We start from the raw sequence: 25,835 nt of genomic DNA, 5'->3' as shown, positions 1-25,835 counted from the left end.
GTTTAAAATCCATAGACATAATTAACATAAAAACTCACCATCCGTCTTGGGGTATAGCTCTCTTGGGAGCCCGTACCAGCGATCTTGAGATAGCCATTAACTTTTGTATTGGTGGCTTGGAAGTAGGGGTCGTTGATGGTGGGGATGCGCACGCCTAGCTCAAAGCCTTGGTGTTTAAAGTGAAACCTAAAGCCCATATTCACAATCACCTGTACATAAGTGGGGTTAAAATGCGCGCTGTAACCCTCTTTGGGGTTTTTGGATTTTTTATAAGCATTTTGGTAAAAATCCTCCATGCTGATGCACTCAATAGGCCTCAAATCAGCATCTAGGGCTAAATATTGGCATCTATTTTTGGCATAGCTTTTATCCATCAGCCAGCTACTCCCCCCAATCATGACCCCGGCAAAAAGCCCATAACCCCAATGCCCTTTTTCATAGAAGTTATATAGGAAATCCACCCCCGCACCGTAAAAAAGATTGATTGCGGGTTGGGTGGCTGGGGCATAAATGGGTTTTTGGGTGCGGGCATTAAAACCAATTTGTGCCCTGTAGGCATAATCCCCTCCTTGTGCGCTCAAAAAGCCATAGTAGCGCAAGCCAAATCGTTTTTTGTAGCCAAAAAATTGTTTGTAGCCTGCTTGTAAATTGCCCCCGTAAAGATTGCCCTTGTAAATCTGGGTGGGGTAACTCCTGCCGGGCATGCTAAAAGAAATGTGGTAGCGTAAATCTTGGATCAAAAAGCCCGTTACATTTTGTTTATGAGTGCTGTTAAAATAAGAATACTCAAACCCCCCACCCACAAAAGCCCCGTTTTTCTCGGCATCTAAAAACATAACCCCCGCCACCAACATTAAGCCTAGCCTACGCATAAGCCTTAATCCAATCAGCCACCATAGAGGCACTCCCATGCGCTAGGTAAGCACGGATTTTTTGGGATTGCTCAAAAAAGCGTTGCCGATCCATCGTGTGGTAAATCTCTAGCAAGTTAGTTGCGTTTAAACTCTCTTGGACCAGCTCGGTATGGAGCATGGTTTTCCCCCGCCCGGGCCGTTCATTGTGCAGGGCATTATAAAAGATATTGGCTAGCCCAATACAAGTGAGTTTGACCAAATTTTTAGCAATGAAAAAATCTAGGGGTCTTGCCTTGTAACCTAACACAAAGGGCGTGCCAATCAAAGTTGCCTCTAGGGTAGCTGTCCCACTACAAATAAAAGCAAAGGAGCTTTCATACAGGCTTTTATGGGTGTCATAGGAGATTTCAAACATGTCTAAATCATCTCCATACAACGCCCTTAAATTCTCCCCCTGCAAACTCTTGGGCACGACCAAAACATGCCTCTGGGGGATTTGTTTGGCGACCTCTACAAAAATGGGAAACATCGCGTGGATTTCTTGTTTGCGACTCCCGGGCATAAAGACCACGCCCTCCCCATGCGGGCTATCTTTGCAATAAGCGATCTCATCTAACAGCGGATGCCCTACAAAGGTGGCTTTGCTCTTGTAAAATTGGAGCTCAAAGGGCAAGATAGCCGCTAATTTATCGCAATTAGCTTCGATAATGGGCGCGCGGTAAGCCTTCCACGCCCACACTTGGGGGAGAATGTAGTAAATAATGGGTTTGTTGGGCGTGATTTTTTTAATGCGCTTGGCTAGGGGGATGTTAAAAGAGCTTGAATCCATGAGCAAGATCAAATCGGCTTGCTTGGAGAGTTCCACCATCGCCTTAAGGGCTTTGTAAAAAAACAACAAACGGCTAAAAACCTCTTTAAAGCCCATCACACTAAAAGATTTGGGGCTAAATAGGGGCTTGTCTTGGGGTTCTAGGGGCTCATAAATGCCTAGCCACTCCACACCGCTTAAATGTGTGCGCAAAGCTTGCAAATGGACATTGGAGCTCACTTCTAGGGCACCCACAAGGATTTTCACCGCTTTTCTCCAAAAAAGCGGTAATACCCGCCAGCTTTGTTGGTTTGGGGGGGGCGACTCAAAACCAAATCGCCCTCTTGGACGGGTTGGCTAACGGTGCTCCCCGCACCAATGATCACATGATCGGGGATGCTTAGAGGGGCGATGAGCTGGGTATCACTGCCGATAAAAACATTTTTCCCGATACTAGTTTTATGCTTGGCTTTACCATCATAATTGCAAGTGATCACACCCGCACCAATGTTACTTCCCGTATCAATTTCACAATCGCCCAAATAACTTAGGTGTCCGGCTTTCACGCCCCTTAGACGCGCATTTTTGATCTCGACAAAATTCCCAATATGGCTATTGACAATCTGGCATTTAGGGCGCACATGCGCTAACGGACCAATATCGCTCTTTTCAATGTAGCTTTCTTCAATCACGCTATGGGCTTTGATATGGGCACTTTTAAGGACACAATTCCCCACCAAGCGCACGCCCTGCTCCAAGATACAAAGACCCTCAAAGTGCACCTGTTTTTCTAGATAGATCGTGTGGGGCATTTGCATTTGAACGCCCATAGCCATTGCCTCTTGACGCAACCTTTCCAACATCTGATCTTGAGCGTGGGCGAGTTCTTGTTGGGAATTAACTCCCAAAAAGGCTTTAGGATTGACAAAAATGGGCGTGATAACATGATCGCGACCACCCAGCGTGATGAGCTGGGTTAGGTAGTATTCCTTCTGGGCGTTGTGGCAATCTAGCTTGGGCAAAAACTCTTGCAAAAACTCTTGGCTAAAGAGATACACGCCAGCATTCAAGGTATCTAGAGCCAATTCTTGTGCACTGGCATCTTTTTGTTCAATAATGGCTTTGACTTGCTGATCTGCAATCACAACCCGCCCGTAACCCTCTTTATTAGGCAAACTAAAAACCCCAATCGCATTGTCCGCGCTACTTTCTAAAAAAGGCTCTAGGGCTTGTTTGCTAATCAAGGGCATGTCGGCATTGAGAATAAGTAAGCGGGGATGGGTGGTGGCTAAGGGCTTACCATGATCTAAAAGCGCACCCCCCGTGCCCGGGTAGCGGGCGTGATCTTGCAAATGGATATGGATTTGATCTAAGTTAGCCCCAAAACGCTCCTTAATCATCTGGGCAATACGATCATGTTGGTGGTATAAGATGATGTGCAAATCGTCGCTCACTTGCAAGGCACTCTCAATCACATGGGCTAACATCTCCTGCCCGCAAATTTTGTGTAACACTTTGGGCAAGCTGGAGCGCATGCGTTTGCCCTCCCCGGCGGCCAAAATCACAACTGACAGAGCCATTTTCTCCCTTTAGGCGTTTTTAACATCTGTGCTATTATACTTAAAAGTTTTTGATCCCACCCCTTTAAAGGTTTGGCGTTGTTTAGGCTGATTTTCTGTTGGGCTGTGTTTTCTTTGTTGTTAGGGGCTGAACCTGCCCTCCCTAAGGACCCCATTATCCCCACGATCAACCTCTCTTTAAGCGCACCACACACCCCAGATCAGTTAGTAACGACTTTAAATGTCGTGCTGGTGCTGACCCTCTTGGTGCTCGCTCCCTCCCTGATCTTGGTGATGACTAGCTTTATCCGCATTTTGGTGGTGTTTTCTTTTTTGCGCACGGCACTAGGCACGCAACAAACCCCCCCCACGCAAATTTTGGTCTCTCTAGCCTTGATTTTGACCTTTTTTATCATGGAACCTGCTGCCAAAAAGAGTTATGATACCGCCATTAAGCCCTATTTAGCCCAAAAGATTTCCTACACCCAAGCCTTTGAAATTGGCATTGTGCCCTTTAAAGAGTTCATGCTCAAAAATACTCGTGAAAAAGATTTAGCCCTCTTTTTCCGCATCCGCCACTTAGAAAATCCCAAAACCCCCAGTGCGGTCCCCTTAAGCGTGCTCGTGCCTGCCTTTATGATCAGCGAGCTTAAAACGGCGTTTCAAATTGGCTTTTTGCTCTATCTGCCTTTTTTGGTGATTGACATGGTGGTCAGTTCTATTTTAATGGCGATGGGGATGATGATGTTACCCCCCGTGATGATCTCTTTGCCCTTTAAAATCTTGGTGTTTATTTTGGTTGATGGGTTTAACTTGTTGGTAGAAAACTTGGTGGCTAGTTTTAAACATATCTCTTAGGGCGGGGTTTGGGGATGAGAGTAAAAGCACGGTAAAGAAATGAAAAGCAGAGCATCACAAACAAGGCTTTAAAAAGCAACTCGCTTTGGGCGTGTAGCTCCATAAACTCTTTGGTCGTGGTGTAAAAACGCCCTCGAGCTTGGGCTTTGAGAATGGCAGGTGTATAGTATAGACTGAATAAAAAGATAAAGGCAATATTCAAAATGTGGGCTAAGACCAACACAAGGGGCACTGATTTAAGTCTCTTGGTCGCAAAGAGCACTAACATATCCAAGAAAAGCGCACCGGCGAGCAAGTTTAAAAACATGTTGGCTTTGACAAAGATACGCCCCATTAATAAACCAGCATCATAGGGGGTCATGGCTAGATAAGATAAGATTGTGGGGGATTTAAAAACCACTGGAGCCACACCCATACCCGAAAAAGCCACAATCCCAACGCCCACGCCCAGCAACAACAGGAAGAAAATCCCCCACAGACGCACTAGCATGGCTAAAAGAGAAAATAGTAAGCGGCGGTGAAAGCCCAGTCGCGCTTGAGATAAATATCGGTGTTATAAAACTCTGTGCCATTGGGATGCGAGGTATAGGAAGCACGCATCATGGGGATTTTCACCCCAAATTGGATGGCACTATGCCGTGCGATCACCAAACGCACGCCCGCATTGACCATCCATTGGAATTGGGTTTTATTAACTTGGCTGGCTGTCCAAGTATTGCCCCCCACAGCCAAGCCCCCAAAGACACCCAGATTATAATTATCCCCGGTAAATAAATTAAGGAGCAAATCAAGCCCCACACCGTAACCTGAGAGGTTAAAAGTGTTCTTGCCAAAATTGATATTATTGTTAGAAACAAAAGTGCCAAAATTGGTAAGCCCCCAGTTATAAAAACCATAATAGCGCAAGCCAATCCAACCCTTTTGTCCAAAAAGTTGGTTGTAACCCACATGGATTCCCACGCCTTGTGTGATTGCACTGCGATTTGGACCGCTGGACACATTCTGACCATGCAAGCGGGCTTTAAGGGTAGATGCCCCCACCTCATACATCGCGCCCACAAAAGCCGCACTCTGCTCGGCTTGCAAACCACCCACCAAAGCCCCCATTCCTAAGATCCAATTTAAAAAACGCTTAGAGTGCATGTAAAACCCCAATTTTTTTTGCAAATCGGACAATTTTAACCTCTTTTTAAGCCCTAACAGCCAATTTACCAATCGCCTCAGCGTGCATGTCATCCATGTGCGTGCGCAACACCTTAGAATACATATCCACCAAGCGATTCGCCTCAATCAAGCGAGTCATCTCAATAACCGCATTAACATTGCTTTTTTCCAAAAAATTCTGGTGCACGACGGGCGCGTTGAGCTCTACCCGTTCAGCAGTGCGCTCTTGGGGGTAGGTATAAAGATTATTGCCCACTTTTTTTAAGAGTTTTTGGCTCTGGAAGCCCACCACGGCCAACGCCCCCCCGGGCACCTCTTCATTCCCATCTCTAAAATAAACATCCCCAGCAGGCCCGACACTAAAGCCCGCTCCTGGGAGCATTTGAATCCCTGTGCCACTCTCAAGCCCACCCCTACTCAGCACATGATAGCCCTCTTTGGTGCTCAAAAAGCCTTGTGAGTCGATGGTGAAACTCCCATCACGGGTATAAGCGACCCCTTGGGGGGTTTGCACGGCAAAATAGGCATTAGGATCGCTTAGGGCAAAGTCTAACGGGTTATCTGTTTTAGCCATAGGCCCTAAGCTGTAATCTGTGTAGCTCTCCACAATGATGGGCACGCGGTTTAAATTGCGATTCAAATACTGCGCGGCTTGGGTGGTTTGATTTTCTAGGGGCAACTTGTCGCGGTAATTTTGGTACAAACGCAAAAAGTCGCCCACCACCACATCATCGCGTTTAAACCCAGCGGTGTTGAGATTGGCTAAGTTGTTAGAGATTTGATCTAAGCGGTTAAACTCACTAACCATGCCCCCCGTTGCGGCATAGTAACCATTTGTCATGCAAACTCCTATTCTTTTAATTGTGCTATTATAGCCTAAAAAGAAGGATAAGTTTGCAAGAGACCATCCAACATTTCCAAACCCTCTTTAACACTTGGGGTTACTTGTTGTTGTTCTTTTATTCGCTAGGGAGTGGGTATGTGGGGATTGTGGTGGCGGCTATTTTAAGCTCGATGGGGCATATGGATTTGGCTAAGAGTATGGTTGTGGCGGGATTGGGGAATGCGGTGGGGACTAGCTTGCTGATGCTCTTAGGGCGTTACCAAAAAAAAGAATTGCGCGCCTATTTGGTCAAACACCGCCGTAAATTTGCTCTGGTGTATGTGTGGATTTACAAATACGGGCTGTGGCTCATCTTTTTTAATAAGTACCTTTATGGGGTGAAAACCATTGTCCCCCTAGCCATCGGCTTTAGTAAATATAGCCTTAAAAAGTTCTTGTGGCTCAATGCCCTTGCCTGTGTACTTTGGGCACTTGTTTTAGGCTTGTTGGCTTTTTATGCCAGTGCTTGGATTGGGGCTTTAATGGATCGCATGAGCGGGTATTCTTATTTGGTGCCCCTTGGTTTTGTGCTCCTCATTGTTGCATTGTATGTTTGGATTGCTAGGTTGAGTCGCAAACGCCATTAGGCAAGAATTGATTCTAGCGGGGTAGAATAAGTCTAGTTTTGACAAGGAGAGTCCATGAAAAAAGTATTCTTGCTATCTGCTTTGATGGTTTTAGTTGGCTGTGGCACCCCTTCTACAAGCCCCCAAGCCCAAGCCCAAAAATCATCACAATGTGCTAGCCCCGCCAAACAAAAACCCAAAACACTCACCAACCCCAACCCCCAGCCTCAAGAGGAATGCCCCGACAATGGAGAACCCAAACAAGTTGAGTAGTTAAAAAATCCGTGTGAAATCCAAAAAGATTTGCGGGTTTTTGTAGCTATCAATAAAAGTTAATACCCCTTCTTGCCCGTCCTTATTGCGGATGTCTAGGTTTTGTCTTCTCTCAATCAAGGGGAGACGCACCCCCAAACTCCATTTAAATTGATTGACCCGCACGCTCAAGCCCATGACGGCGTTGATATTGGCATCGGTGCGGATTTGGGCTTGATTTTGCAAAAAATGCGCACTCCAAATATTAAAAGTGGTGAGCAGTCCCCCAAAGACTCCATAGGCTTGGATTTTAACCCGTCCATTGGGGGCTTTGCGAATCTTGCTGTAAAAGTTAGAAAGGACATTCACGCCAAAGCCCAAGCTGTAGCGGTTGGTGTCCATGAGGTTGGATTGGTTGTAGTGTTGCATGTAGAGGTAGCGGTATCCAAAATAGCCGTAGTAGGAAATGCCAAAAAAGGGGGTGAAGTATTTTTGATAACCCCCCTGTAATTGCACGCCCAGCCTCAAAGAGTTGGAAAGAAAATGGTTGCTTGAAAAGGAGAGCAAGGGGACTTGGGGGGGTTTAACTTGGGGGAGGGGGGTGGGGCTGGTGCTTATGGTGGGGACTTGGGGGGGTGTGGGGAGGGGACCTGTGGCATAGGGAGGGATATTAGGGACGGTGTAGGTATTTTTGTAGGGGGGATTGGGATGATTATAGTTATTGGTGGCTGTTTGGGCGTTGTTGATTGCGGTTTGTGTGTTGGTGGTAAGCTCGGCTTGCAAGACACTGATGAGCGTGCCGGTTTGGTTGCTTAAATAGCCAAAATAGCCCATAAACATCGCCTGTGCCCACCAGTTATACCCACACACCGCATAGCCCTGTGAAAAATTCAAGCCAATGGCTGGTGAATCATAGCAATATTTCACATTGGGGCTGTTCCATTTTGCAATGACTTGACTTTTATTAGAAGCTGAGGGGGTGGCAGGAGGGCCATTGTATGTGTGTGCCCCGGGCACCAGACTCATCAACCACACCGGGTTGAGCACAAAGGTTTGGAGCATGTCGGGCACAAAAGTATTGACGTAGGCATTGACTAAGTTGGTTGCGGTGGTGAAATCACCACCACTGAGGGCATTACTCAACTTGCTATAAAGGCTGGAGGGGTTGCTTGCAGTGTTGGCAAAATTGCCCACAAAACCGGGGTTGCCCATGCCAATATAGCCGTTCATAAAGTTAAAAAAACTTTGCATGCCCGCTATGGCTGTTTGGGGGTTTACACCACTACAATCTCCTCTAGAGCAATTAGAAGGGCCGATGTAGATATTTTTTTGGAGCTCAGCGACATTAAAAAGGGTATTCCAAATTTGTTGGGGGGTTAAACCATACTTAGCTGCTGATTTTTGGAAAGATTGGAGGGCACCTTCACTACCCCCTTCATAACCGCAATGATTTACAGCATCTGTATTATTATGGATGATGATTTGGAATACGCAAGTATCCCCTGCATTGATGTATTGTTTGCCTGTCGTGCCATTTTTTAAAAAAAAAGTGTGGCCATCGGCATAACGCATCCACTGGTTATGGAAAGCCCGCCCCACAATTTCTGTTAGACCGGTGATTTGATCGAGTGCTTGCGTGATTGCCGTATTTTTGGCATCGATGAGATTAGAGAGTTTGTTCGCATTTTCAATGGCGATTTTTTGGTTGGCATTGCTAAGTCCTTGTATATCCCCATTGGTTATGCTGATGATCTTATTGATTTCATCACCTAGGGCTTGCAAAGCTATTGTGGTTTGTTGGGGCGTGAGATTGGCAACATCCTTGGCGATTTGGGCGGGAGTGGCAGAGGCACTGATTTTATTCAAAGGGGCGGGGAGGGTTAGGGGGGTATAAGTGATGCCTAAATTCTTGGCTGTTGCCCCAATCTTGGTGTTAAAATTATTGAAGTATTTGACGGCATTTTCAAGGATTTTTTGGTTTGCAGCTATGTATGGTCCCACTTGGGCTTTATACTGGGCGAGTTGGTTTTGTGCTTGTTTGAGGAGTTGCTCGTTTGCGCTTTGATAGGAGTTGATGATGCCATCTAAGTATTGCTGGTAGGTGCTCAAGCTACTATCGAGATTGGCCACTAAATCTTTGGCACCAGGATTTTGGGCTAGGGCGTTGATTTGGGCAATAAGCTGGTTAAGGGTGGGCGAAGCGGGGTTGGCATTTAAGAGTTGTTGGGCGAGATTTTGCAGAGCTTTAATGGTTTGTTCTCTATTATTTTTGAGATTAGCAAGGGCTTGATCAAAAGCACTCAACTTAGCTTTATAAATCTGTTCTGCTGTGGTATTGGTAGAAGTGTTGCTCACACTCTCCATCACATCTCCCAGCCCCGTATCCAAGCCAAAGGACACAAAAGCCCCGTCTAAATAAGAGGCAAAGGGGTGGGCAAGGAGTGGTAAAGCGCATAGCCAAAATAGGAATGCCCCAATAAACGCCCTTGTTAAGAGAGTTTTTTTCATCACCAACCCAACATTTTGTTTAAAACACTTTCGTAAAATTCATAAAAAGATTGGCACTCTTGTAGTTATCAAGGATTGTTAAAGTTTTAAGGGCTCCGGTGTTGCTGGGGACTCTGATCAATCTTTCTTGGCTAGCTATGGGCATGTGGATTCCCAAACTCCATTTGAATTTATCAAAACGCATGCTAATCCCAAAGACCGCATCAATGTTGGCGTTGTTGCGCACATAGGAAGGATTTGCCCCGCCAAAACGCGCGCTCCAAATATTGACCACCCCTAGCAAGCCCCCAAAAAGCCCGTAGGCATAGACTTTAACACGCCCCCGCCTATCCTTGCGGAATTTGCTATAAACATTGATCAAGAGATTAGCTCCTATTCCTAAGCTATAACGATTCATGCTAGTAGCACTCTCTAAACTGCGGACAAATTCATCCATGTAAAAATAGCGGTAACCAAAATAACCATAGTAAGCTACCCCAATAAAGGGGGTGAAGTATTTTTGATCGCCTCCTTGTATTTGCAAACCCAGTTGTAAAGAGTGAGATTGTAAAATGATGTCATTGGAGGGTTTGGAAAAAGTACCTCTGCTTTCTAAAACACTCCCCAGTCCCACGCCCATCCCCACGCTCAAAAGTGGCCCATTCAGATAGGAATAGGGGTGGGCATGCAAACAGAGAGAAAAAAAACATACTGAAAAAGTTATTTTTTTGATTGCCATAAGAACTCCATAACCACGACCAAAAGCGGGCTCCGCTCAAACTGTGGATTATAGCATAATACGCCTTATAGTCGTTCTGGTGATTAGCAAGCGGTTATGCCCGTGTGCGCAAAAAACTAAAAGCGGGCAGTTTTGCTGGGAGTTTTACCGGATTGGTGTTCCCGCTATGGATACTCTCCAATTCCCGCCCATCTAAGAGGATAATTTTAAACAAACAGAGGTAGTATTTGCCCTCAAAGCTATAAAGCTTGCCAATCTCATTGGTGATTGGCTCAAAAGGTGCACCATAAGGCAAGACCACTTCATAGACCTCATGGGGGCGGGTGGTGAATTTGCACAAAAAATACGCCCCATTTTCAAGCACCTCCCCATTGACCTGAAAATCTCCCTCGCTGATGGCAGATTTAAAATTTTGGGTGTCTAGGCGTTGGTGGGGGCGTTGGATCAAATAGCCCTCAGTAAAACCGCGGTTTTTAAGCGTGGCTAATTCGGCTTGGTAGAGGGTGGGGCGGTGTTGGTTGTTATAATAATCCTCGATAGCGGTACGGTAGGTTTTGGTGGTGATGGCAGCATAGTAGCTAGACTTGGTGCGGCCTTCAATTTTTAAGGCACTCACCGCTTGGCTGTCTAAAATCGTGGCGATGTGGTTAGCCAAGTTTAAATCTTTGGCATTTAAAATGTGTGTGCCTATACCCTCCTCCTCTTCTAAACGCATCATCACGCCTGTATCGGGGTTTTTGATGTAGTATTCATAGTCAAAACGGCAATCATTGGCACAACTCCCCCGATTGGGCACGCGCCCATGTTGCAGGGCTGAGATGAGGCAACGCCCCGAAAAGGCAAAACACATGCTCCCGTGCACAAAAACCTCTAATTCCAAATCGGGTAATTCTTTTTTGATCGCCACCACATCATTTAAGCTCATCTCTCTAGCAACCACGATCCGCTTAACCCCCATTTCATAGAAGGCGTGTGCGTCTAAAACATTCATCACATTGGCTTGTGTGGATAGATGAATCGGGATATGGGGGGTGAGCTTTTGGGCTAATTTTAAAACGCCAATAGTAGCGATGATGAGCGCATCGACCTTGCAATCAGCTAGCTTGGCTAAATGCTCCTCTAAAAGTTTGATTTGGGAGTTGAAAGGGAAGGCGTTTAGTGTAGCGTAAAATTTCTTGCCCTGAGCGTGGGTGTAACGCACGCCCTCTTTAAAACTCTCCAAATCAAAGTTCTTAGAGGCACGATTCCTCAGCGAAAACTGCCCCAAGCCCGCATAGACCGCGTCGGCACCATAACCTAGGGCGATTTTAAGCTTGGCTAGATTGCCCGCTGGGGCCAAAAGCTCCGGGCGTGCTTGGGGATTAAAAAGAGCCACTAGGTGTTAAAATTATTGCTTTTTACCAAAGGCGGCGATCAAGGCTTCAATATCGCTTTCACTGGCAGCATTTTCATCATCATCGCCAATGATATAAGAAGCTGAACTGACTCGTTTGGAATCTTCGATATTACCTTCAAATAAGGAGTTCATATACTGGGTTAAGGCACGCATGACATTGATCACCCGTTCGATCTTTTGGCGGTGGATGTCTTGGAATTGCATAATATCCATCGCCTGCATGGAACTATCCACACACCCCTCTGCCATCTCCTTAATGGCATCTATGCCCGCCAAAATCTCTTGTGTCTGGGCTAAAGAAGTTTGGAATGTTTGGATCAGCGGAAAAGCCTCTGATAGAGTTTCAAAAATCTCCAAGTGTTTTTGCATGGGGGTCTTGATCGCCTTGAGAGTCTTGATGATACCCTCAGAACTCATATTAATGTAATCGAGCTGATCGAAAATCTGGGTAGCCTTAACCTCCGAGTCCCTAGTTACATCATCAAGCTGATGGACGACCTTATGTTCTTCGGTAGGGGGTGGGGGTGGCCACTCCTCAGAATCCACCTTGCCGTATTTTTCAGCCAACTTCTTGTCCACTTTCATATAATGTGAGTATTTTTCGGCGTTTGTGCCCTCCTTTGGGGCACCATTCATGCCCTGATCGCCCTCTGCTTCTTTGTCCAAAGGCTCGATCGCTTCCAAACCCCCCCCGCTCATCAAGGCATCTAGTTCTTCTTGAGTCATCCATGCTCCTTAAATAATCGTGCTATTATAGTCGTTTTTACTTGTGTGTGCTTTAAATCATTGCGCCTTAGAGACTAGGACAGCCTCCATCATCGCATCTAAATCCCCATCTAAAATTGCCTCCACATTGCTATAAGCGATCTCGCTACGCGCGTCTTTAATCTGCTGGTAGGGGGCTAAAACATAGCTTCTAATTTGATGCCCCCAACCAATCTCGCTTTTTTCTTCGGTGTTACCTTGATCGCGTTGCTTTTGGAGTTCTAGCTCATAGAGTTTGGATTTGAGCATTTTTAAAGCGGTCGCCCTGTTCTTGTGTTGGCTACGATCATTTTGGCATTGCACCACGATTCCGGTAGCAAAATGCGTGATGCGCACAGCCGATTCGGTCTTATTCACATGTTGCCCGCCCGCTCCGCTGGCACGATAGGTGTCAATTCTAATATCCTTATCCTCAATCACAATATCAATGTCATCATCCACTTCTGGGCTGACTTGTACGCTAGCAAAACTGGTGTGTCTTTTGCCATTGGCATTAAAGGGGGACATGCGCACAAGGCGATGCACCCCATTTTCATTTTTCATGTAACCATAGACATTCACCCCCCTAATGATGAACGCCACGCCCTTAATGCCCGCCTCTTCGCCCTCTTGGTAATCCAACAATTCCACCTTAAAACCCTTGCGTTCTGCCCAACGCAAATACATGCGATAAAGCATGCTCCCCCAGTCCTGACTCTCTGTCCCCCCCGCCCCGGGCTGGATACTCACCAACGCATCCATGCTGTCATGTTCATTAGAGAGCATCACGCCCACCTCCATGCTTTGCACCCGCGCTGAGAGTTTAGGGGCTTCCTCAAAAAGTTGTTGGAGGGCTAATTCATCATCTTGGGTGATCTCAAAAAGCTCGGTGGCTTCTTGCAAGGCGTTTTGGGTGAGCACATAACTTTCTAAGAGCCTCTCTAAACGGGCTTTTTCTTTATTCTTTTGGGCGGCTAAAGCCTTGTCTTGCCAAAAGAGGGGATCAGCTTGCTGGGCAATGAGAGTGGCAAGTTTTTCTTGTAAATTCTTGGGTTTGATGATTTGGGCGATGTTGCTACATTTGCCCTGTAGCTCCTTGAGTAACTCGCTGTATTGGTAGGCATCCATGCGTGTTCCATTTGGTTTTTTTGTGCTATTATACACCATTGTCTATTCGATCAAGCAGATCAAAGAGAGGATCAAACATGTATATCCAAAGGGTTTTAAAACATATTGGGGGAACTTACCCCCACCAGAAAGAGTTCCAACAAGCCGTAGCCGAAATGCTACATTCTCTGGCCCCTCTTTTGAAAAAAGAGCCCCAGTATGAAAAACATGCCATTTTAGAACGCTTGATCGAACCCGATCGGCAGGTTTTCTTCCGTGTGGTGTGGCTAGATGATGCGGGCAAAGTCCAAGTCAATCGGGGTTGCCGTATCCAATTTAATGCCGCGATTGGGCCTTATAAGGGAGGATTGCGATTCCACCCCAGTGTGAATGCTAGCATCATTAAGTTTTTGGGTTTTGAACAGATTTTTAAAAACGCCCTCACCACTCTTAACATGGGCGGAGCTAAGGGGGGGAGTGATTTTGACCCCAAGGGCAAGAGTGATGCAGAGATCATGCGTTTTTGCCAAGCCTTTATGGACGAGCTTTACCGCCATGTGGGTGCGCTAACCGATGTGCCCGCTGGGGATATTGGCGTGGGCACGCGCGAAATTGGCTATTTGTTTGGGCGTTATAAGAAATTGGTCAATCGCTTTGATGGCGTGCTGACAGGCAAAGGTTTAGATTGGGGCGGGAGCTTGGTTAGAAAAGAGGCGACTGGGTATGGCTGTGTCTATTTTGCCCAAGAAATGTTAGGGGCTAGAAAAGAAGGTTTGGAAGGCAAGGTGTGTAGTGTATCTGGGAGTGGGAATGTGGCGATTTACACCATTGAAAAACTCTATGAAGTGGGCGCAATCCCGGTAACTGCTAGTGATTCGAAGGGTATGATCTACGATTCAGAGGGGATTGATCTAGCCTTGCTCAAAGAGATTAAGGAGGTCAAGGGGGGGCGCATTGAGGAGTATGCCAAGCATAAAAAAAGCGCGCAATACACCGCTACAAAAGATTATGCCCCGGGGACTAATGGGGTTTGGAGCGTACCTTGTTTTGCAGCCTTCCCCAGCGCTACGCAGAACGAACTTAGCCTTGCAGATGCACAAACTCTATTAAACAATGGTTGCCAATGCGTGGTGGAGGGGGCTAACATGCCCTCTAGCACCCAAGCAGCCCAAGCGTTTTTAAAAGCCCAAATTTGCTATGGACCGGGTAAGGCAGCTAATGCCGGGGGTGTGGCGGTGAGCGGGCTTGAAATGGCACAAAATGCGAGCATGCACCCTTGGAGTTTTGAGGTGGTTGATGCTAAATTGCGCACGATCATGAGGGATATTTTTGAAGACGCTTTTCACACGGCTCAAGAGTTTAAAGATCCGACTAACTTGGTTTTAGGGGCTAACATCGCAGGCTTTAGAAAAGTGGCTGACGCGCTGATCGCACAAGGATATTAGTGGTGTGCTCAGAGGGATTCAAACCCCCGACCTACAGGACCGCAACCTGTTGCTCTATTCAGCTGAGCTATGAGCACCCAAAAACAAACCGCATTATAGCGTAATTTTGGCTAATTTTAGGTTAAATTTACAAAATTTCGTTAAAATACGCCCATCTAATCGAAGAAAGTAGGTGATGGCATGCCCGGAATCAAGGTCAGAGAGAGCGATAGCTTTGATGAAGCTTATAGGCGCTTTAAAAAACAGACTGATCGCAATTTGGTTGTAACAGAGTGCCGTGCGCGGCGTTTCTTTGAGTCCAAGACAGAGAAGCGTAAAAAGCAAAAGATCAACGCCAAGAAGAAAATCCTAAAGCGGCTATATATGCTCAGGCGTTATGAGTCTAAGCTGTAGTGAGGAATCATGGAGTTTAGTGGCGAGAGTGTTTTGGTTACGGGGGCTAATCGGGGCATCGGGCGTGCTATTGCCCTTTTGCTGGCAGGCTATAGCCACAAAGGGGGTCAGCGACTCAAGGTTTGGATCAACTACCGCAACAGGCATGAGGAGGCCGATGCACTCAAGGTTGAAATTGAGAAGCTAGGCGGGAGGGTGGCTCTGATCAAGTTTGATGTTACCTCTGAGGAGCAATTTGTCGAGGGCATCAAAACCATTGTTGCTAGCGATGGAGGCTTAAGCTATTTGGTCAATAATGCCGGGATTGTGTTAGACAAATTAGCGGTGCGCATGAAAACTGAGGAATTTAGGCATGTGCTAGAAACCAATTTGACATCGGTTTTTGTAGGTTGCCGTGAGGCTTTGAAAGTGATGAGCAAGCAAAGGTTTGGGAGCGTGGTGAATATCGCTTCTGTGATCGCCGAGCGGGGCAATATGGGGCAGACCAACTATGCGGCTAGCAAGGGGGGTATGGTTGCGATGAGCAAATCCTTTGCCTATGAGGGGGCTTTGCGTAATGTCCGCTTTAATTGCATCACTCCCGGATTTATCGATACGGACATGACAGCTCTTGGCGAGGATGTGAAAGAATCCTACTTAAAAAACATCCCCCTAGCCAGATTAGGGCAACCAGCAGAAGTAGCGGGGGCGGTGGCGTTTTTGCTCAGTGATCTATCTAGCTACATTACGGGAGAGACCTTGAAAGTCAATGGTGGCTTGTATATGTGAGAGTTGAGGAAATTCTATAAGGAGAAACGATGCAATTTTTGTTTTTGATTTTGTTGTTGGTGATCATCTACTTTTTATACCGCATTGTAGATGTGTTGGAACGCAAGTAGAGCAGGGTTTAAGGTTTTTCAAGCGGTTTTGAGTTAGAATTTTAAGATTACATTTAGGATAATTAGGAGTTGTTATGGCATTATTTGAAGATGTGCAAGCGGTGATTGTTGAGCAGTTGAATGTAAGTGCAACACAGGTTACAGAAGAGGCGGATTTTATCAAGGATCTCAACGCCGATTCGTTGGATGTGGTGGAGCTTATCATGGCTCTTGAGGAGAAGTTTGGAATCGAGATTCCTGATGAGCAAGCAGAGAAAATTAAAACCGTGGGGGATGCGGTTCGTTTCATTCAAGACAATAAATTAGCCTAGTTTTGTGAGGGCCCATTTTTAAGGTATTTGGCTAGCTAGAAGGAGTTTTTTTGCGTAGGGTTGTGGTAACGGGCATGGGCATGGTGAATGCCTTAGGACTGGATAGAAAAAGTGCTTTTGATGCCATTGTGCGCGGGGAATGTGGGGTGAAACAGATCACAAGTTTTGACACCACTGGTTTTCCTGTGCAAATTGCAGCAGAAATCACCAATTTTGATCCCGCTTCTGTGATGAATCTCAAGGATGTTAAGAAAGCGGGTCGCTTTATCCAGCTAGCCCTGCTGGCCATCAAAGAAGCGATGCAAGATTGTGGCATTTTGCAAGATAGTAAATGCCCGGAGCAGTGGGCAGAACGCATGGGGGTGAGCTCTGCTTCTGGGATTGGAGGTTTGGGCAACATCGAGGCCAACTCGATTTATTGTTATGACAAAGGTCCTAGGAAGGTCAATCCTTTTTTTATCACTTCGGCTTTGGTGAATATGATTGGCGGGTTTGCCTCCATAGAATACGGCATTAAGGGACCCAATGTTTCCAGTGTAACTGCTTGTGCGGCGGGCACGCATGCCATCATTGAAGCCTACAAAACGATTTTGTTGGAGGGTGCGGATCGCATGTTAGTTGTGGGGGCAGAATCGACCATCTGCCCGGTAGGGATTGGGGGCTTTGCCTCCATCCGCGCTCTCTCTAATCGCAATGACGAGCCCTTGAAGGCTTCCCGCCCCTTTGATAAAGAGCGCAATGGCTTTGTGATGGGCGAGGGCGCGGGGGCCTTGATTTTAGAGGAATATGAAAGTGCCAAATCTAGAGGAGCGCAGATTGTCGCCGAGTTGGTGGGCTATGGGGAAAGTGGGGATGCTAGCCATATCACCGCCCCTGCACCCAATGGCGAGGGGGCTTATCGGGCGATGAAATATGCCCTACAAATGGCTAGCAAACATGGCGTGAAAAATGTTGGTTATATCAATGCACATGGGACTAGCACCAGCTACAACGATCTTTACGAGACCATTGCGCTTAAAAATGTCTTTGGTGGTAAGGAGAATGTCCCCCCCGTGAGCTCCACAAAGGGGCAGATCGGACATTGCTTGGGCGCAGCAGGGGCAATTGAGGCAGTGGTGTCTTTAATGGCGATGCAAGAAGGCGTGATGCCCCCCACAATTAATCAAGAAGTCCCCGATCCGGGGTGCGATTTAGACTATATCCCCAATGAGGCAAGGGGTGCCAAGCTAGAGGCCGTGATGAGTAATTCCTTTGGTTTTGGTGGAACCAATGGAGTGGTGATCTTCAAGGCATTGTAAAGTATAGCAAGTGGCGATTTATTTAGATTTTGAAACCCGCATTAAGGGTCTTCAAGATGAAATTGAAATGGCGACCATTAGAGGGGACTTGGACGCTAAAGAAATCTTGGAAAAACGGCTAGCTAAGGAGACGGATAGCATTTATTCTAATCTCAGTGATTACCAACGCCTCCAACTGGCGCGCCACCCCGATAGACCTTATGCGATGGACTATATCGAGCTCATTTTGCAAGATCGCTACGAAATTTTTGGGGATCGACATTTTAACGATGATAAAGCGATTGTGAGCTTTATTGGCAAGATCGAGGGGGTTAGTGTGGTGGTGATCGCTGAGGAAAAAGGGCGAGGCACGAAAAATAAACTCCAACGCAATTTTGGCATGCCCAACCCTGAAGGCTACCGCAAAGCCTTGAGGGTGGCTAAGTTTGCCGAAAAATTTAATCTCCCACTTTTAATGTTGGTCGATACGGCTGGGGCTTATCCGGGCATTGGGGCTGAAGAGCGTGGGCAGAGCGAGGCTATCGCTAAGAATTTGCAAGAATTTGTGGCATTGAGAGTGCCCACCATCTCGATCATCATCGGTGAGGGCGGGAGTGGGGGGGCTCTAGCCATTGCTGTAGCAGACAGATTAGCAATGCTAGAATACTCTATTTTTAGCGTGATTTCTCCTGAAGGGTGCGCTGCCATTTTGTGGAACGACCCGGGTAAGGTAGAAGTCGCGGTTAAGGCTATGAAGATCACCCCGACAGACTTGAAAAAAGCCAATCTCATCGATGACATCATCTTAGAGCCCAAAAGAGGGGCACACCGCGACAAAGTCGAAGCCAGTTTAGCCATTAAGCGTTACTTTTTAGAACAACTCCCCTTGATCCAAAGTAGCGACTTTTTAAATTTGCGCTATGCAAAACTCATGGCCTGCGGGGCTTTTGAATAATTTCTAACAAATTTCTTCATTAAATCCATTTTTAGACGATATAACAGAGCCAAAGCAAGGAAGCTTTAGGATATTTAACAAGGAGTTATTATGGCATTTCAGATCAATACGAACATCAATGCGTTAAATGCCCACGCGGTCGGGCTAGTAACACAGCGTAATTTGCGCGAGTCGTTGGAACGCTTGAGTTCTGGTTTGCGAATCAACAAGGCGGCCGATGACGCATCGGGTATGACCATTGCCGATTCTTTACGCTCGCAAGCCAAAAGTTTGGGGCAGGCAATCGCCAATACTAATGATGGGATTGGGATCATCCAAATCGCCGACAAAGCAATGGATGAGCAAATCAAAATCCTAGATACCATCAAGGTTAAAGCGACCCAAGCCGCTCAAGATGGGCAAAACACCCAGTCTAGGAAGGCTCTACAAGCCGATGTGATCCGCTTGATCCAAAGTTTGGACAATATCGGGACCACCACCTCCTATAACGGGCAAGCCCTCTTGTCAGGTGCGTTCTCTAACAAAGAGTTCCAAGTAGGGGCTTATTCCAATGAAACCATCAAGGCTAGCATTGGTTCAGCCACCTCCGATAAGATCGGGCAAGTTAAGATTGTTACAGGTAAATCTATCACGGCTTCTGGTGAAGTTACCTTGACCTTCAAGCAAGTCGATGGCGTGCATGATGTGCATTTAGAAAGTGTGAAAATCTCCACTTCAGCGGGCACAGGGCTTGGGGTTTTAGCAGAGGTGATCAATAAAAACTCTAATGCTACAGGTGTGCGGGCTAATGCTACGGTGATCTCCACCTCAGACAAGGCGATCCAATCAGGAAGCTTGAGTGACCTAACCATCAATGGGATCAAGTTGGGCAATGTCGTGGGCATTAAGAAAAACGACAGCGATGGGCGCTTGCTTGCGGCTATCAATGCCATAACGGCTCAAACAGGTGTTGAGGCCTATACAGATTCTAATGGGCGTTTGAACCTAAGGAGTTTAGATGGACGCGGAATCAGCATCAAGGCAGATGACAAAAATGACAACGGCGATAAGGTTGCTGTAGATGCCTTGAATGGTGGACAGAAAATCAGCAAGGGGTCTGTCAATTTTGGTCGTCTATCCTTGGTCCGCCAAGACGCTCGGGATATTTTGGTGGTCTCTGGCAACAATCAAGATGCCATGGCAGGCTATAAAGCCATTGGTTTTGAAAAAGGCAAGGCAGCCAGCACAACCGTCAATTTACGGGATGTCTTGGGCGAATTTAACCAAGCGGTGCGTTCCGCTTCTGGGGCTAACTATAACAAAACCCTAGCAGATGAAAACCTCACTCTAGGCTCTGGGGTTACTACCTTGCGTGGGGCGATGGTTGTCATGGATATTGCCGAATCTGCTCAAAAAATGTTGGATAAAATCCGCTCTGATTTGGGCTCTGTACAAAACCAAATGGTGAGCACGGTCAATAACATCACCATCACACAAGTGAATGTGAAAGCCGCTGAGTCTCAAATCCGCGATGTAGATTTTGCTCAAGAGAGTGCGAATTTCAGCAAGAACAACATCTTGGCACAATCTGGCAGTTATGCGATGAGTCAGGCCAACACGATCCAACAAAACATCTTAAGGCTCTTAACTTAGGGCGGGTGGCTCTAGCCACAAAGCGATCTCATCAGCCAAAAAAAAGTCTTTGGCGGTGAGTTGCCCCCCGTGTAGGTCGCAAATCTGCTCCTCTAGGAGAGTTTGCACTTGGGCGGGTTTTAATATTTGGCAATCCACTCCCACCGCGCAACGCAATCCCAAAAAAACACGCTCAAACCATAAATCTTGAGGACTTAGCACCTCAATCTTAACCCCACTAGGTTTAGCCATATAGGCTTTAATATCCTTGCTCTTAAAAAAGCGTTGGTTGTGGATACGCCCTACAGATCCCGCCCCACAGCCCAAATATTCCAAGCCCCGCCAATAGGCTAGATTGTGCCGACATGGATAATTTTTGGTATAATTGGACACTTCGTAGTGCCTAAAACCATACGTTTCTAGCTGGGTTTTTAAAAAGCCATCAAATTGGAACAAATCTTGAGAGCGCACACTCTTAGATAACTTGGTGTTTTCTTCTAAGGTTAGGCTGTAGGCAGATAAATGGTTAATGGGGAGTTTACTGGCCTGCTGGATTTCTTGCATGAGACGCTCTTTAGTGTCTAGGGGAGTGTTGTAAATGAGATCAATGCTCAAATTTTCAAACCCACTTTTATAAGCGGTGTCTAGAGCTTGCCGAATCTCTTGGTCATTGTGCGTGCGTTGCAAAAATTCTAGTTTGTCTTTAAAAAAACTCTGCACGCCGATGGATAGACGGGTTGCGCCCAGTTCTTTGAGGCCACCACACCAAGCCCTATCCAAGAGATCGGGGTTAGCCTCAAGGGTGATTTCAATATCGGGGTCTAGGTGTGCATAGGTGGTGATGGTCTTAAAAATCACCTCATAGTGTTTTACCTCTAGGGTGTTGGGCGTACCACCGCCCACAAAGATCGTTTGGAGTGTGGGCGTACCCTCTAGACTCTCTTGAATATCTTGGATTAAAGCGCAGACATAATCGTCTTTTAAATCCTCCAAGCCGCTGAAAGAGTTAAAAGCGCAGTATCCGCACTTGCTGGTGCAGAAAGGAATGTGGATATACAGACTAGATACGCCCGATTTAAGCATGTATTAATCCTTCAAATAGTAGCATTTTAGCGTTTTTTTGATAAGAACAGATAAAGGATGCGTGATGAAAAAGATTGTTTTATTGGGTGTTGTGGCTGGTATGGGACTTTTGAGTGCAGCCGATCCAGCTATGTTGGTCAAGAAATGTGCGGGGTGTCACGGACCTGCGATGGATAAAAAAGCCTTTGGTAAAGGGCATGTGGTCAATACCCTAGATAGTGCCACCATTAAAGAAGATCTAATGGCATACAAAGCAGGTTCGCTCAACCGCTATGGCATGGGTGGCGTGATGCACGGGCAAGCTAAAAATTTGAGCGATGCAGACATTGAGGCTTTGGCTAAATACATCCCCACTCTTAAAAAGTAGGTGATGGATTGGGTGGAGGGGGGTTTTAAGCGTGTTTTAGTTGCGTGTGTTATAATAATCTCTTATCAAAAGAGAAAGGATAGCGCATGGAGACTAAGAAAAGTTACCGCCCTAATGTTGCCGCTGTCGTGCTTTCGTCTCACTATCCTAGGGATTGTGAGTTTTTTATTGCCCAGCGCATTGATATTCAAGGGGCATGGCAGTTCCCACAAGGCGGGATCGATCAAGGGGAAACGCCCTTGAGGGCTCTGTATCGGGAATTGTTGGAGGAGATTGGCACGGATGCGGTGGAAGTGATTGCCGAGTATCCTAAATGGATCACCTATGACTTCCCGCCCACCATGCCCAAGAAACTTTATCCCTTTGATGGGCAAAAGCAGAAATATTTTTTGGTGCGTTTAAAAAATAATACCCTCATTAATATTGAAACAGCTGTCCCCGAGTTTGATCGCTATGAGTTTGTCAATCCTCATGAATTGTTCCACAAAGTGGTGCATTTCAAACGCCAAGTCTATAAGCAGGTAATCGGCTATTTTAGAAGAGAGGGGTATTTATAGGTGCTGGTCGTGCAAAAATTTGGGGGGACAAGCATGGGGGGGTGTGTGCGCATTCAAGCGGTGGCTCAACGTATCATAGAGAGTAAAAAAATCTTTGAGGATATGGTCGTTGTGGTCTCAGCGATGGGGGATAGTACCGATGAGTTTTTAGATTTAGCGCACCATTTTTCTAACAAGCCCAATCGACGCGAGTTGGATCGCTTGCTCAGTAGTGGCGAGAGTATCGCTAGTGCTTTGCTAGCCATCGCCCTAGAATCCTTGGGGCAAAAAGCATGCTCTTTAAGCGGGAGAGAAGCGGGGATTGTAACAGACGCCCACTACACCCGCGCGCAAATCTTACAAATCGACCCGACCAAGATTAAAGACCTCTTGGCACAAAATTTTGTGGTGGTTGTTGCGGGGTTTCAAGGGGTGAGTGCCAATGGAGAAATCACCACTTTGGGGCGTGGGGGGAGCGATTTGAGTGCGGTGGCGTTGGCTGGGGCCTTGCGGGCACATTTGTGCGAGATTTATACCGATGTGGATGGGATTTACACCACCGACCCACGCTTGGTGCCAGAGGCTAGAAAAATTGATGAAATTAGTTACGATGAAATGCTAGAGTTAGCCTCTATGGGGGCTAAGGTGCTTTTTAACCGCTCTGTGGAGTTGGCTAAAAAATACAATATCCCCCTGATTACGCGTAACTCTTTTAGCCACAATGAAGGCACGCGCATCACTTCTGAGGAGCAAATTTTGGAAAAACCCATTGTGAGTGGCATTGCCCTAGATAAAAACCAAGCCCGCGTGAATATCATTGATGCATGCGATTATCCGGGCATAGCCGGCGAAATTTTTGGACTCTTGGCAGAGGCTAACCTCAACATTGATATGATCGTGCAAACCATTGGCAAAAATGGTAAAACCAATATCAATTTTACGCTCCCTGAAGAGGATTTAGAAGTTTGCCAGCAGGTGCTCAAAAATGTGCGTGATATTGGCTCAGTGGAGTGCGATCGCCAAGTGGCTAAGGTTTCTGTGGTAGGGGTGGGCATGCGCTCCCATTCTGGTATTGCCAGTGCAGCGTTTAAAGCCCTCGCTAGAGAAAATATCAATATTTTGATGATCAGCACCAGCGAGATCAAAATCTCAGTGGTGGTGGATGTTGGGTTGGCTGAACTCGCGCTTAAAACCTTGCATGCCGCTTTCAAATTAGAATTGTGATTGCGTTTGCCAAGTGGCTCCAAAAAACTAAAAACGATCTTAGCTATCCGCTGGACTGGTTGGAGCGTGTAGATTGGACCCGCTTTGTTGCTACAACCCAGCACTTAGCACAGGGGGGGTGTTTGCTCATCGGTGCGGACTTGGAGCGCACATGGTTTAAAATTTATGTGTTAAGCCATCTTAACCGCCACAAATTGCGCCCCCTTGTCCCCATTTTTGATACCCCCAGTGCTTTTGAGGGCTTTTTAAACACCAAGGACGATTCCTCTCTAGCTCTTATCGCCCACATGCTCAATTTGAGCTACCAAAGTTGCGCCCTCTGGTATGTGGGTCTAGCCCACACGCCCCTAGCCCAGCTCGCCTTAAGTCTAGATCAGCACTTTTTGTGGATTTTAGACACCCCCCATAAAGAAGCCATCAGTTTGCACTCCCTTGATCCCATGCTGGATTTCAAATTGCTCCAACTCTACCAAATTTTCGAAAACCTCTTATTTGATGTTTTACTCGGGAGGCTAGAACTTTGAAGACTAGCATGCTGATTTTAAGCCACACACCCCACCAAGAGGCCCTGCACTGCCAAGAGAGACTACAAGAGGAATTACAAGGCATGCGCCCTCTGATTGATATGGTGGCAGAAGAGGAGCTTAAAATAGAGCATGCCCAAGAAATCAAGAATCGCTGTGTTTTAAGTTATGCTGGACCCAAAATCTTTATCATCGCTGCACACCATTTTAATATCTTTGCCCAAAATGCCCTGCTCAAAATCTTAGAGGAACCCCCAGCCAACACCCGTTTTATTGTGATCGCCAAGCACAAACATGCGCTGTTGCCCACCATGCTCTCGCGCTTAATCTGTCAAGATAAGCGCACACAGATTACCAAAGAACCCTTTAAGCTCAACCTAGCCACTTGCACGCTCCAAGATATTTATGCCTACCTCAAAGAGTTAGAGGGGCGAAGCCTAAGTATTGAGCAAGGCGCACAATTAATCCAATCTCTTTTATATGCTCTGCAAGAGGCAAAAATCCCCCTAGAGGCATCTATGTTAGATCATTTCCAGCAAGCTATGCAAGCTAACTTGCTCTACATGCGCCCTAGTCATAATCTCTTGCCTCTATTATTAATGGTGCTCCAAGCTAGAGACAATCCATGTTTTTAGAACGCATCCACCCCACAAGTTTTCCCCTAGCCCTAGAGCGCATCGCCCCCCACCCAGCCGGGCAAAAAATCATGGCAAAAAAGGCGCAACTTTTAGCCTTTAAAATCACCGCCCTCCCTTTAAGCGCAACACTCATTTTAAAACAAGAGGCTTTGCGTGTGGGTGCAGAGCTTGCCACCCCCAAAGATTGCATTTTGGCCCGTGCCAAAACCTATGATTGTTTGTTGGTCGGCACTTTGGATCAGCTCCAAAAATTATGCCAAAAGTGCCAAACCCAAGATTTTGGGCTTAAAAAACTAGCCAAGAATTTACAAAGCCACCTACACCCCACCCGCCCCAAACCGACACTGATGGGCGTGATCAATCTCACCCCTGATAGTTTTTACCCCCATAGCCGCCACAACACCAAGCAAGCCCTAGAAAAAATCCAGCTGTATTTGGAGCAAGGCGTAGAATACATTGACATTGGGGCAGCTAGTTCTAGACCCTTTAGTGCACGCATTGATTCTCAAGAGGAAATCGCGCGTTTAAAAGAGGTGTGCCTAGAGATCAAAAATCAAAAGCTTTACCCACAAGCTAAATTTAGCATTGACACTTATAACCCCCAAAGTGCTGCCTTTGCGCTCGAACATGGCTTTAGCGTGCTCAATGATGTCAATGGCTTTAGAGATCAAGAAATGCGTAAGTTAGCACAAACCTACAAGGCCCGAGCCATTATCATGCACTCTCAAGGCGTGCCGATGGACATGGCACGCTTTGATCAAAACACCCATCTAATCGCTGAGATAGAAGTTTTTTTTGAAACCCAAATCGCTCTTTTGCTAGAACATGGCATAGAGGATATTATCTTAGATGTGGGCTTGGGCTTTCATAAAAACACTCCAGAAAATCTCGCCCTCATCCAGCATTTGGAGCATTTTTTACACTTTGGCTATCCCTTGCTCATTGGGGCTAGCCGTAAAAAATGCATTGGGGAGGTGTGTGGGCGGGAGGTTGAAGATCGCCTAGCCGGCACTCTAGCCCTGCACCTTGTTGCTCTCCAGCATGGGGCTAGCATTTTGCGTGTGCATGACATTGCCCCCCACCAAGACATGATAAAAATCCACCAAGCCCTAGCCCAAGTGCCCTAAACTTCAGTTACAATACTAAACATCCAAGCCCCGATTCTCCAGTCCAAAG

28 protein-coding genes and 1 tRNA gene are annotated in these 25,835 nt (G+C 46.6%); 16 read left to right on the top strand and 13 right to left on the bottom strand.

Features of this window, described 5'->3' with window-relative positions:
- Positions 1 to 2: 2 nt before the first annotated feature.
- From FNE76_RS00270 to glmU, 3 genes are read right to left on the bottom strand one after another with little or no spacing between them, the layout of a single operon-like run.
- Positions 3 to 872 carry an outer membrane protein gene (locus tag FNE76_RS00270; protein ID WP_235895348.1) on the bottom strand — a complete coding sequence of 290 codons (870 nt, stop codon included), beginning with the start codon at positions 870 to 872 and terminating at the stop codon, positions 3 to 5.
- On the bottom strand, positions 865 to 1,929 hold the full coding sequence (gene lpxB / locus FNE76_RS00265; RefSeq protein WP_120948187.1) for a lipid-A-disaccharide synthase: 1,065 nt from the start codon (positions 1,927 to 1,929) through the stop codon (positions 865 to 867). Before lpxB ends, FNE76_RS00270 begins: the two co-directional genes overlap by 8 nt.
- Positions 1,926 to 3,242 (bottom strand): bifunctional UDP-N-acetylglucosamine diphosphorylase/glucosamine-1-phosphate N-acetyltransferase GlmU, encoded by a 1,317-nt coding sequence (gene glmU, locus FNE76_RS00260; protein WP_120948186.1) that lies wholly within the window; start codon positions 3,240 to 3,242, stop codon positions 1,926 to 1,928. The genes lpxB and glmU overlap by 4 nt, the downstream gene beginning before the upstream one ends.
- A gap of 105 nt (positions 3,243 to 3,347) precedes the next feature.
- On the opposite strand from glmU, the gene fliP reads away from it, so the two are divergent.
- Positions 3,348 to 4,079 carry a flagellar type III secretion system pore protein FliP gene (gene fliP / locus FNE76_RS00255; protein ID WP_185962947.1) on the top strand — a complete coding sequence of 244 codons (732 nt, stop codon included), beginning with the start codon at positions 3,348 to 3,350 and terminating at the stop codon, positions 4,077 to 4,079.
- On the opposite strand, the gene FNE76_RS00250 is transcribed toward fliP, so the two are convergent.
- Genes FNE76_RS00250 through FNE76_RS00240 form a run of 3 tightly spaced genes read right to left on the bottom strand, consistent with a single transcriptional unit; the run spans position 4,063 to position 6,084 of the window.
- On the bottom strand, positions 4,063 to 4,569 hold the full coding sequence (locus FNE76_RS00250; RefSeq protein WP_143928321.1) for a DUF4149 domain-containing protein: 507 nt from the start codon (positions 4,567 to 4,569) through the stop codon (positions 4,063 to 4,065). The two genes, fliP and FNE76_RS00250, sit on opposite strands and share 17 nt — an antisense overlap.
- A gap of 2 nt (positions 4,570 to 4,571) precedes the next feature.
- Positions 4,572 to 5,255: an outer membrane protein gene (locus FNE76_RS00245; RefSeq protein ID WP_235852368.1), complete on the bottom strand. Its 684-nt coding sequence runs from the start codon at positions 5,253 to 5,255 to the stop codon at positions 4,572 to 4,574.
- 13 nt (positions 5,256 to 5,268) lie between these two features.
- The gene (locus FNE76_RS00240) at positions 5,269 to 6,084 is read right to left on the bottom strand and encodes a flagellar hook-basal body protein (protein ID WP_120948184.1); all 816 of its coding nucleotides are present in this window, start codon (positions 6,082 to 6,084) and stop codon (positions 5,269 to 5,271) included.
- Positions 6,085 to 6,137: 53 nt separating this feature from the next.
- Here FNE76_RS00240 and FNE76_RS00235 point away from each other — a divergent pair, with 53 nt between their 5' ends.
- Together FNE76_RS00235 and FNE76_RS00230 are read left to right on the top strand one after the other, a co-directional pair.
- Positions 6,138 to 6,713 carry a DedA family protein gene (locus FNE76_RS00235; RefSeq protein ID WP_120948183.1) on the top strand — a complete coding sequence of 192 codons (576 nt, stop codon included), beginning with the start codon at positions 6,138 to 6,140 and terminating at the stop codon, positions 6,711 to 6,713.
- Between the two features lie 54 nt (positions 6,714 to 6,767).
- Positions 6,768 to 6,965 carry a hypothetical protein gene (locus FNE76_RS00230; protein WP_120948182.1) on the top strand — a complete coding sequence of 66 codons (198 nt, stop codon included), beginning with the start codon at positions 6,768 to 6,770 and terminating at the stop codon, positions 6,963 to 6,965.
- Here FNE76_RS00230 and FNE76_RS08460 read toward each other — a convergent pair whose 3' ends face one another.
- From FNE76_RS08460 to prfB, 5 genes are all read right to left on the bottom strand, one after another.
- Positions 6,966 to 9,452, bottom strand: a complete 2,487-nt coding sequence (locus tag FNE76_RS08460; protein WP_235895347.1) for an outer membrane beta-barrel protein — start codon at positions 9,450 to 9,452, stop codon at positions 6,966 to 6,968.
- Between the two features lie 19 nt (positions 9,453 to 9,471).
- Entirely contained in the window at positions 9,472 to 10,170 is a 699-nt protein-coding gene (locus FNE76_RS00215) for a hypothetical protein (RefSeq protein ID WP_120948181.1), read from the bottom strand.
- Positions 10,171 to 10,264: 94 nt separating this feature from the next.
- Positions 10,265 to 11,545 (bottom strand): peptidase U32 family protein, encoded by a 1,281-nt coding sequence (locus tag FNE76_RS00210; RefSeq protein WP_120955769.1) that lies wholly within the window; start codon positions 11,543 to 11,545, stop codon positions 10,265 to 10,267.
- A gap of 12 nt (positions 11,546 to 11,557) precedes the next feature.
- Positions 11,558 to 12,292: a protein phosphatase CheZ gene (gene cheZ, locus FNE76_RS00205; protein ID WP_120948179.1), complete on the bottom strand. Its 735-nt coding sequence runs from the start codon at positions 12,290 to 12,292 to the stop codon at positions 11,558 to 11,560.
- A 57-nt stretch (positions 12,293 to 12,349) separates the two neighbouring features.
- Entirely contained in the window at positions 12,350 to 13,438 is a 1,089-nt protein-coding gene (gene prfB / locus FNE76_RS00200; RefSeq protein WP_143928320.1) for a peptide chain release factor 2, read from the bottom strand.
- Positions 13,439 to 13,515: 77 nt separating this feature from the next.
- On the opposite strand from prfB, the gene gdhA reads away from it, so the two are divergent.
- Positions 13,516 to 14,862, top strand: a complete 1,347-nt coding sequence (gene gdhA / locus FNE76_RS00195; RefSeq protein ID WP_120948177.1) for an NADP-specific glutamate dehydrogenase — start codon at positions 13,516 to 13,518, stop codon at positions 14,860 to 14,862.
- Here gdhA and FNE76_RS00190 read toward each other — a convergent pair.
- Positions 14,863 to 14,939: transfer RNA gene (locus tag FNE76_RS00190), tRNA-Arg, on the bottom strand.
- A gap of 103 nt (positions 14,940 to 15,042) precedes the next feature.
- Between FNE76_RS00190 and rpsU the strand changes: the two genes are divergently transcribed.
- The 6 genes from rpsU to FNE76_RS00160 all read left to right on the top strand — a co-directional run bounded on the left by rpsU (position 15,043) and on the right by FNE76_RS00160 (position 20,308).
- On the top strand, positions 15,043 to 15,255 hold the full coding sequence (rpsU, locus tag FNE76_RS00185; RefSeq protein WP_006018650.1) for a 30S ribosomal protein S21: 213 nt from the start codon (positions 15,043 to 15,045) through the stop codon (positions 15,253 to 15,255).
- A gap of 9 nt (positions 15,256 to 15,264) precedes the next feature.
- Complete coding sequence (fabG, locus tag FNE76_RS00180) at positions 15,265 to 16,023, top strand: 3-oxoacyl-ACP reductase FabG (RefSeq protein WP_143928319.1); 759 nt, start codon at positions 15,265 to 15,267, stop codon at positions 16,021 to 16,023.
- Positions 16,024 to 16,207: 184 nt separating this feature from the next.
- Complete coding sequence (gene acpP / locus FNE76_RS00175; RefSeq protein WP_006018652.1) at positions 16,208 to 16,444, top strand: acyl carrier protein; 237 nt, start codon at positions 16,208 to 16,210, stop codon at positions 16,442 to 16,444.
- Between the two features lie 50 nt (positions 16,445 to 16,494).
- Entirely contained in the window at positions 16,495 to 17,742 is a 1,248-nt protein-coding gene (locus tag FNE76_RS00170) for a beta-ketoacyl-ACP synthase II (protein WP_120948175.1), read from the top strand.
- 10 nt (positions 17,743 to 17,752) lie between these two features.
- Entirely contained in the window at positions 17,753 to 18,676 is a 924-nt protein-coding gene (gene accA, locus FNE76_RS00165; RefSeq protein ID WP_120948174.1) for an acetyl-CoA carboxylase carboxyl transferase subunit alpha, read from the top strand.
- 90 nt (positions 18,677 to 18,766) lie between these two features.
- Positions 18,767 to 20,308, top strand: a complete 1,542-nt coding sequence (locus tag FNE76_RS00160) for a flagellin A (protein WP_120948173.1) — start codon at positions 18,767 to 18,769, stop codon at positions 20,306 to 20,308.
- On the opposite strand, the gene hemW is transcribed toward FNE76_RS00160, so the two are convergent.
- Positions 20,300 to 21,370: a radical SAM family heme chaperone HemW gene (gene hemW, locus FNE76_RS00155; protein ID WP_143928318.1), complete on the bottom strand. Its 1,071-nt coding sequence runs from the start codon at positions 21,368 to 21,370 to the stop codon at positions 20,300 to 20,302. The two genes, FNE76_RS00160 and hemW, sit on opposite strands and share 9 nt — an antisense overlap.
- 64 nt (positions 21,371 to 21,434) lie before the next feature.
- Between hemW and FNE76_RS00150 the strand changes: the two genes are divergently transcribed.
- The 6 genes from FNE76_RS00150 (at position 21,435) to folP (ending at position 25,786) form a co-directional block, all read left to right on the top strand.
- Complete coding sequence (locus FNE76_RS00150; RefSeq protein ID WP_120948171.1) at positions 21,435 to 21,737, top strand: c-type cytochrome; 303 nt, start codon at positions 21,435 to 21,437, stop codon at positions 21,735 to 21,737.
- A gap of 86 nt (positions 21,738 to 21,823) precedes the next feature.
- Positions 21,824 to 22,294: an RNA pyrophosphohydrolase gene (locus FNE76_RS00145; RefSeq protein WP_120948170.1), complete on the top strand. Its 471-nt coding sequence runs from the start codon at positions 21,824 to 21,826 to the stop codon at positions 22,292 to 22,294.
- Positions 22,295 to 23,497, top strand: a complete 1,203-nt coding sequence (locus tag FNE76_RS00140) for an aspartate kinase (RefSeq protein ID WP_120948169.1) — start codon at positions 22,295 to 22,297, stop codon at positions 23,495 to 23,497.
- A complete protein-coding gene (locus FNE76_RS00135; protein ID WP_120948168.1) occupies positions 23,494 to 24,021 on the top strand; it encodes a HobA family DNA replication regulator in 528 nt (175 codons plus the stop codon). The genes FNE76_RS00140 and FNE76_RS00135 overlap by 4 nt, the downstream gene beginning before the upstream one ends.
- Positions 24,018 to 24,656: a DNA polymerase III subunit delta' gene (locus FNE76_RS00130; RefSeq protein ID WP_120948167.1), complete on the top strand. Its 639-nt coding sequence runs from the start codon at positions 24,018 to 24,020 to the stop codon at positions 24,654 to 24,656. The genes FNE76_RS00135 and FNE76_RS00130 overlap by 4 nt, the downstream gene beginning before the upstream one ends.
- Positions 24,647 to 25,786: a dihydropteroate synthase gene (gene folP, locus FNE76_RS00125; protein ID WP_120948166.1), complete on the top strand. Its 1,140-nt coding sequence runs from the start codon at positions 24,647 to 24,649 to the stop codon at positions 25,784 to 25,786. The genes FNE76_RS00130 and folP overlap by 10 nt, the downstream gene beginning before the upstream one ends.
- Positions 25,787 to 25,835: the final 49 nt, after the last annotated feature.

The organism is Helicobacter mehlei, from assembly GCF_007280785.1.
GTDB lineage: Bacteria > Campylobacterota > Campylobacteria > Campylobacterales > Helicobacteraceae > Helicobacter > Helicobacter mehlei.
The sequence above is the reverse complement of the archived record's forward strand: the minus strand, read 5'-3'. Positions and strand labels throughout refer to the sequence as shown.

Excerpts from the sequence above, each read along its gene's own strand:
- FNE76_RS00215 (WP_120948181.1), bottom strand. The coding sequence starts at position 10,170 with ATGGCAATCAAAAAAATAACTTTTTCAGTATGTTTTTTTTCTCTCTGT.
- FNE76_RS00270 (WP_235895348.1), bottom strand. The coding sequence starts at position 872 with ATGCGTAGGCTAGGCTTAATGTTGGTGGCGGGGGTTATGTTTTTAGAT.
- FNE76_RS00160 (WP_120948173.1), top strand. The coding sequence starts at position 18,767 with ATGGCATTTCAGATCAATACGAACATCAATGCGTTAAATGCCCACGCG.
- cheZ (WP_120948179.1), bottom strand. The coding sequence starts at position 12,292 with ATGACTCAAGAAGAACTAGATGCCTTGATGAGCGGGGGGGGTTTGGAA.
- FNE76_RS00145 (WP_120948170.1), top strand. The coding sequence starts at position 21,824 with ATGGAGACTAAGAAAAGTTACCGCCCTAATGTTGCCGCTGTCGTGCTT.
- glmU (WP_120948186.1), bottom strand. The coding sequence starts at position 3,242 with ATGGCTCTGTCAGTTGTGATTTTGGCCGCCGGGGAGGGCAAACGCATG.
- prfB (WP_143928320.1), bottom strand. The coding sequence starts at position 13,438 with ATGGATGCCTACCAATACAGCGAGTTACTCAAGGAGCTACAGGGCAAA.
- FNE76_RS00240 (WP_120948184.1), bottom strand. The coding sequence starts at position 6,084 with ATGACAAATGGTTACTATGCCGCAACGGGGGGCATGGTTAGTGAGTTT.
- rpsU (WP_006018650.1), top strand. The coding sequence starts at position 15,043 with ATGCCCGGAATCAAGGTCAGAGAGAGCGATAGCTTTGATGAAGCTTAT.
- FNE76_RS00250 (WP_143928321.1), bottom strand. The coding sequence starts at position 4,569 with ATGCTAGTGCGTCTGTGGGGGATTTTCTTCCTGTTGTTGCTGGGCGTG.
- fabG (WP_143928319.1), top strand. The coding sequence starts at position 15,265 with ATGGAGTTTAGTGGCGAGAGTGTTTTGGTTACGGGGGCTAATCGGGGC.
- FNE76_RS00150 (WP_120948171.1), top strand. The coding sequence starts at position 21,435 with ATGAAAAAGATTGTTTTATTGGGTGTTGTGGCTGGTATGGGACTTTTG.
- acpP (WP_006018652.1), top strand. The coding sequence starts at position 16,208 with ATGGCATTATTTGAAGATGTGCAAGCGGTGATTGTTGAGCAGTTGAAT.
- FNE76_RS00230 (WP_120948182.1), top strand. The coding sequence starts at position 6,768 with ATGAAAAAAGTATTCTTGCTATCTGCTTTGATGGTTTTAGTTGGCTGT.
- gdhA (WP_120948177.1), top strand. The coding sequence starts at position 13,516 with ATGTATATCCAAAGGGTTTTAAAACATATTGGGGGAACTTACCCCCAC.
- folP (WP_120948166.1), top strand. The coding sequence starts at position 24,647 with ATGTTTTTAGAACGCATCCACCCCACAAGTTTTCCCCTAGCCCTAGAG.
- hemW (WP_143928318.1), bottom strand. The coding sequence starts at position 21,370 with ATGCTTAAATCGGGCGTATCTAGTCTGTATATCCACATTCCTTTCTGC.
- FNE76_RS08460 (WP_235895347.1), bottom strand. The coding sequence starts at position 9,452 with ATGAAAAAAACTCTCTTAACAAGGGCGTTTATTGGGGCATTCCTATTT.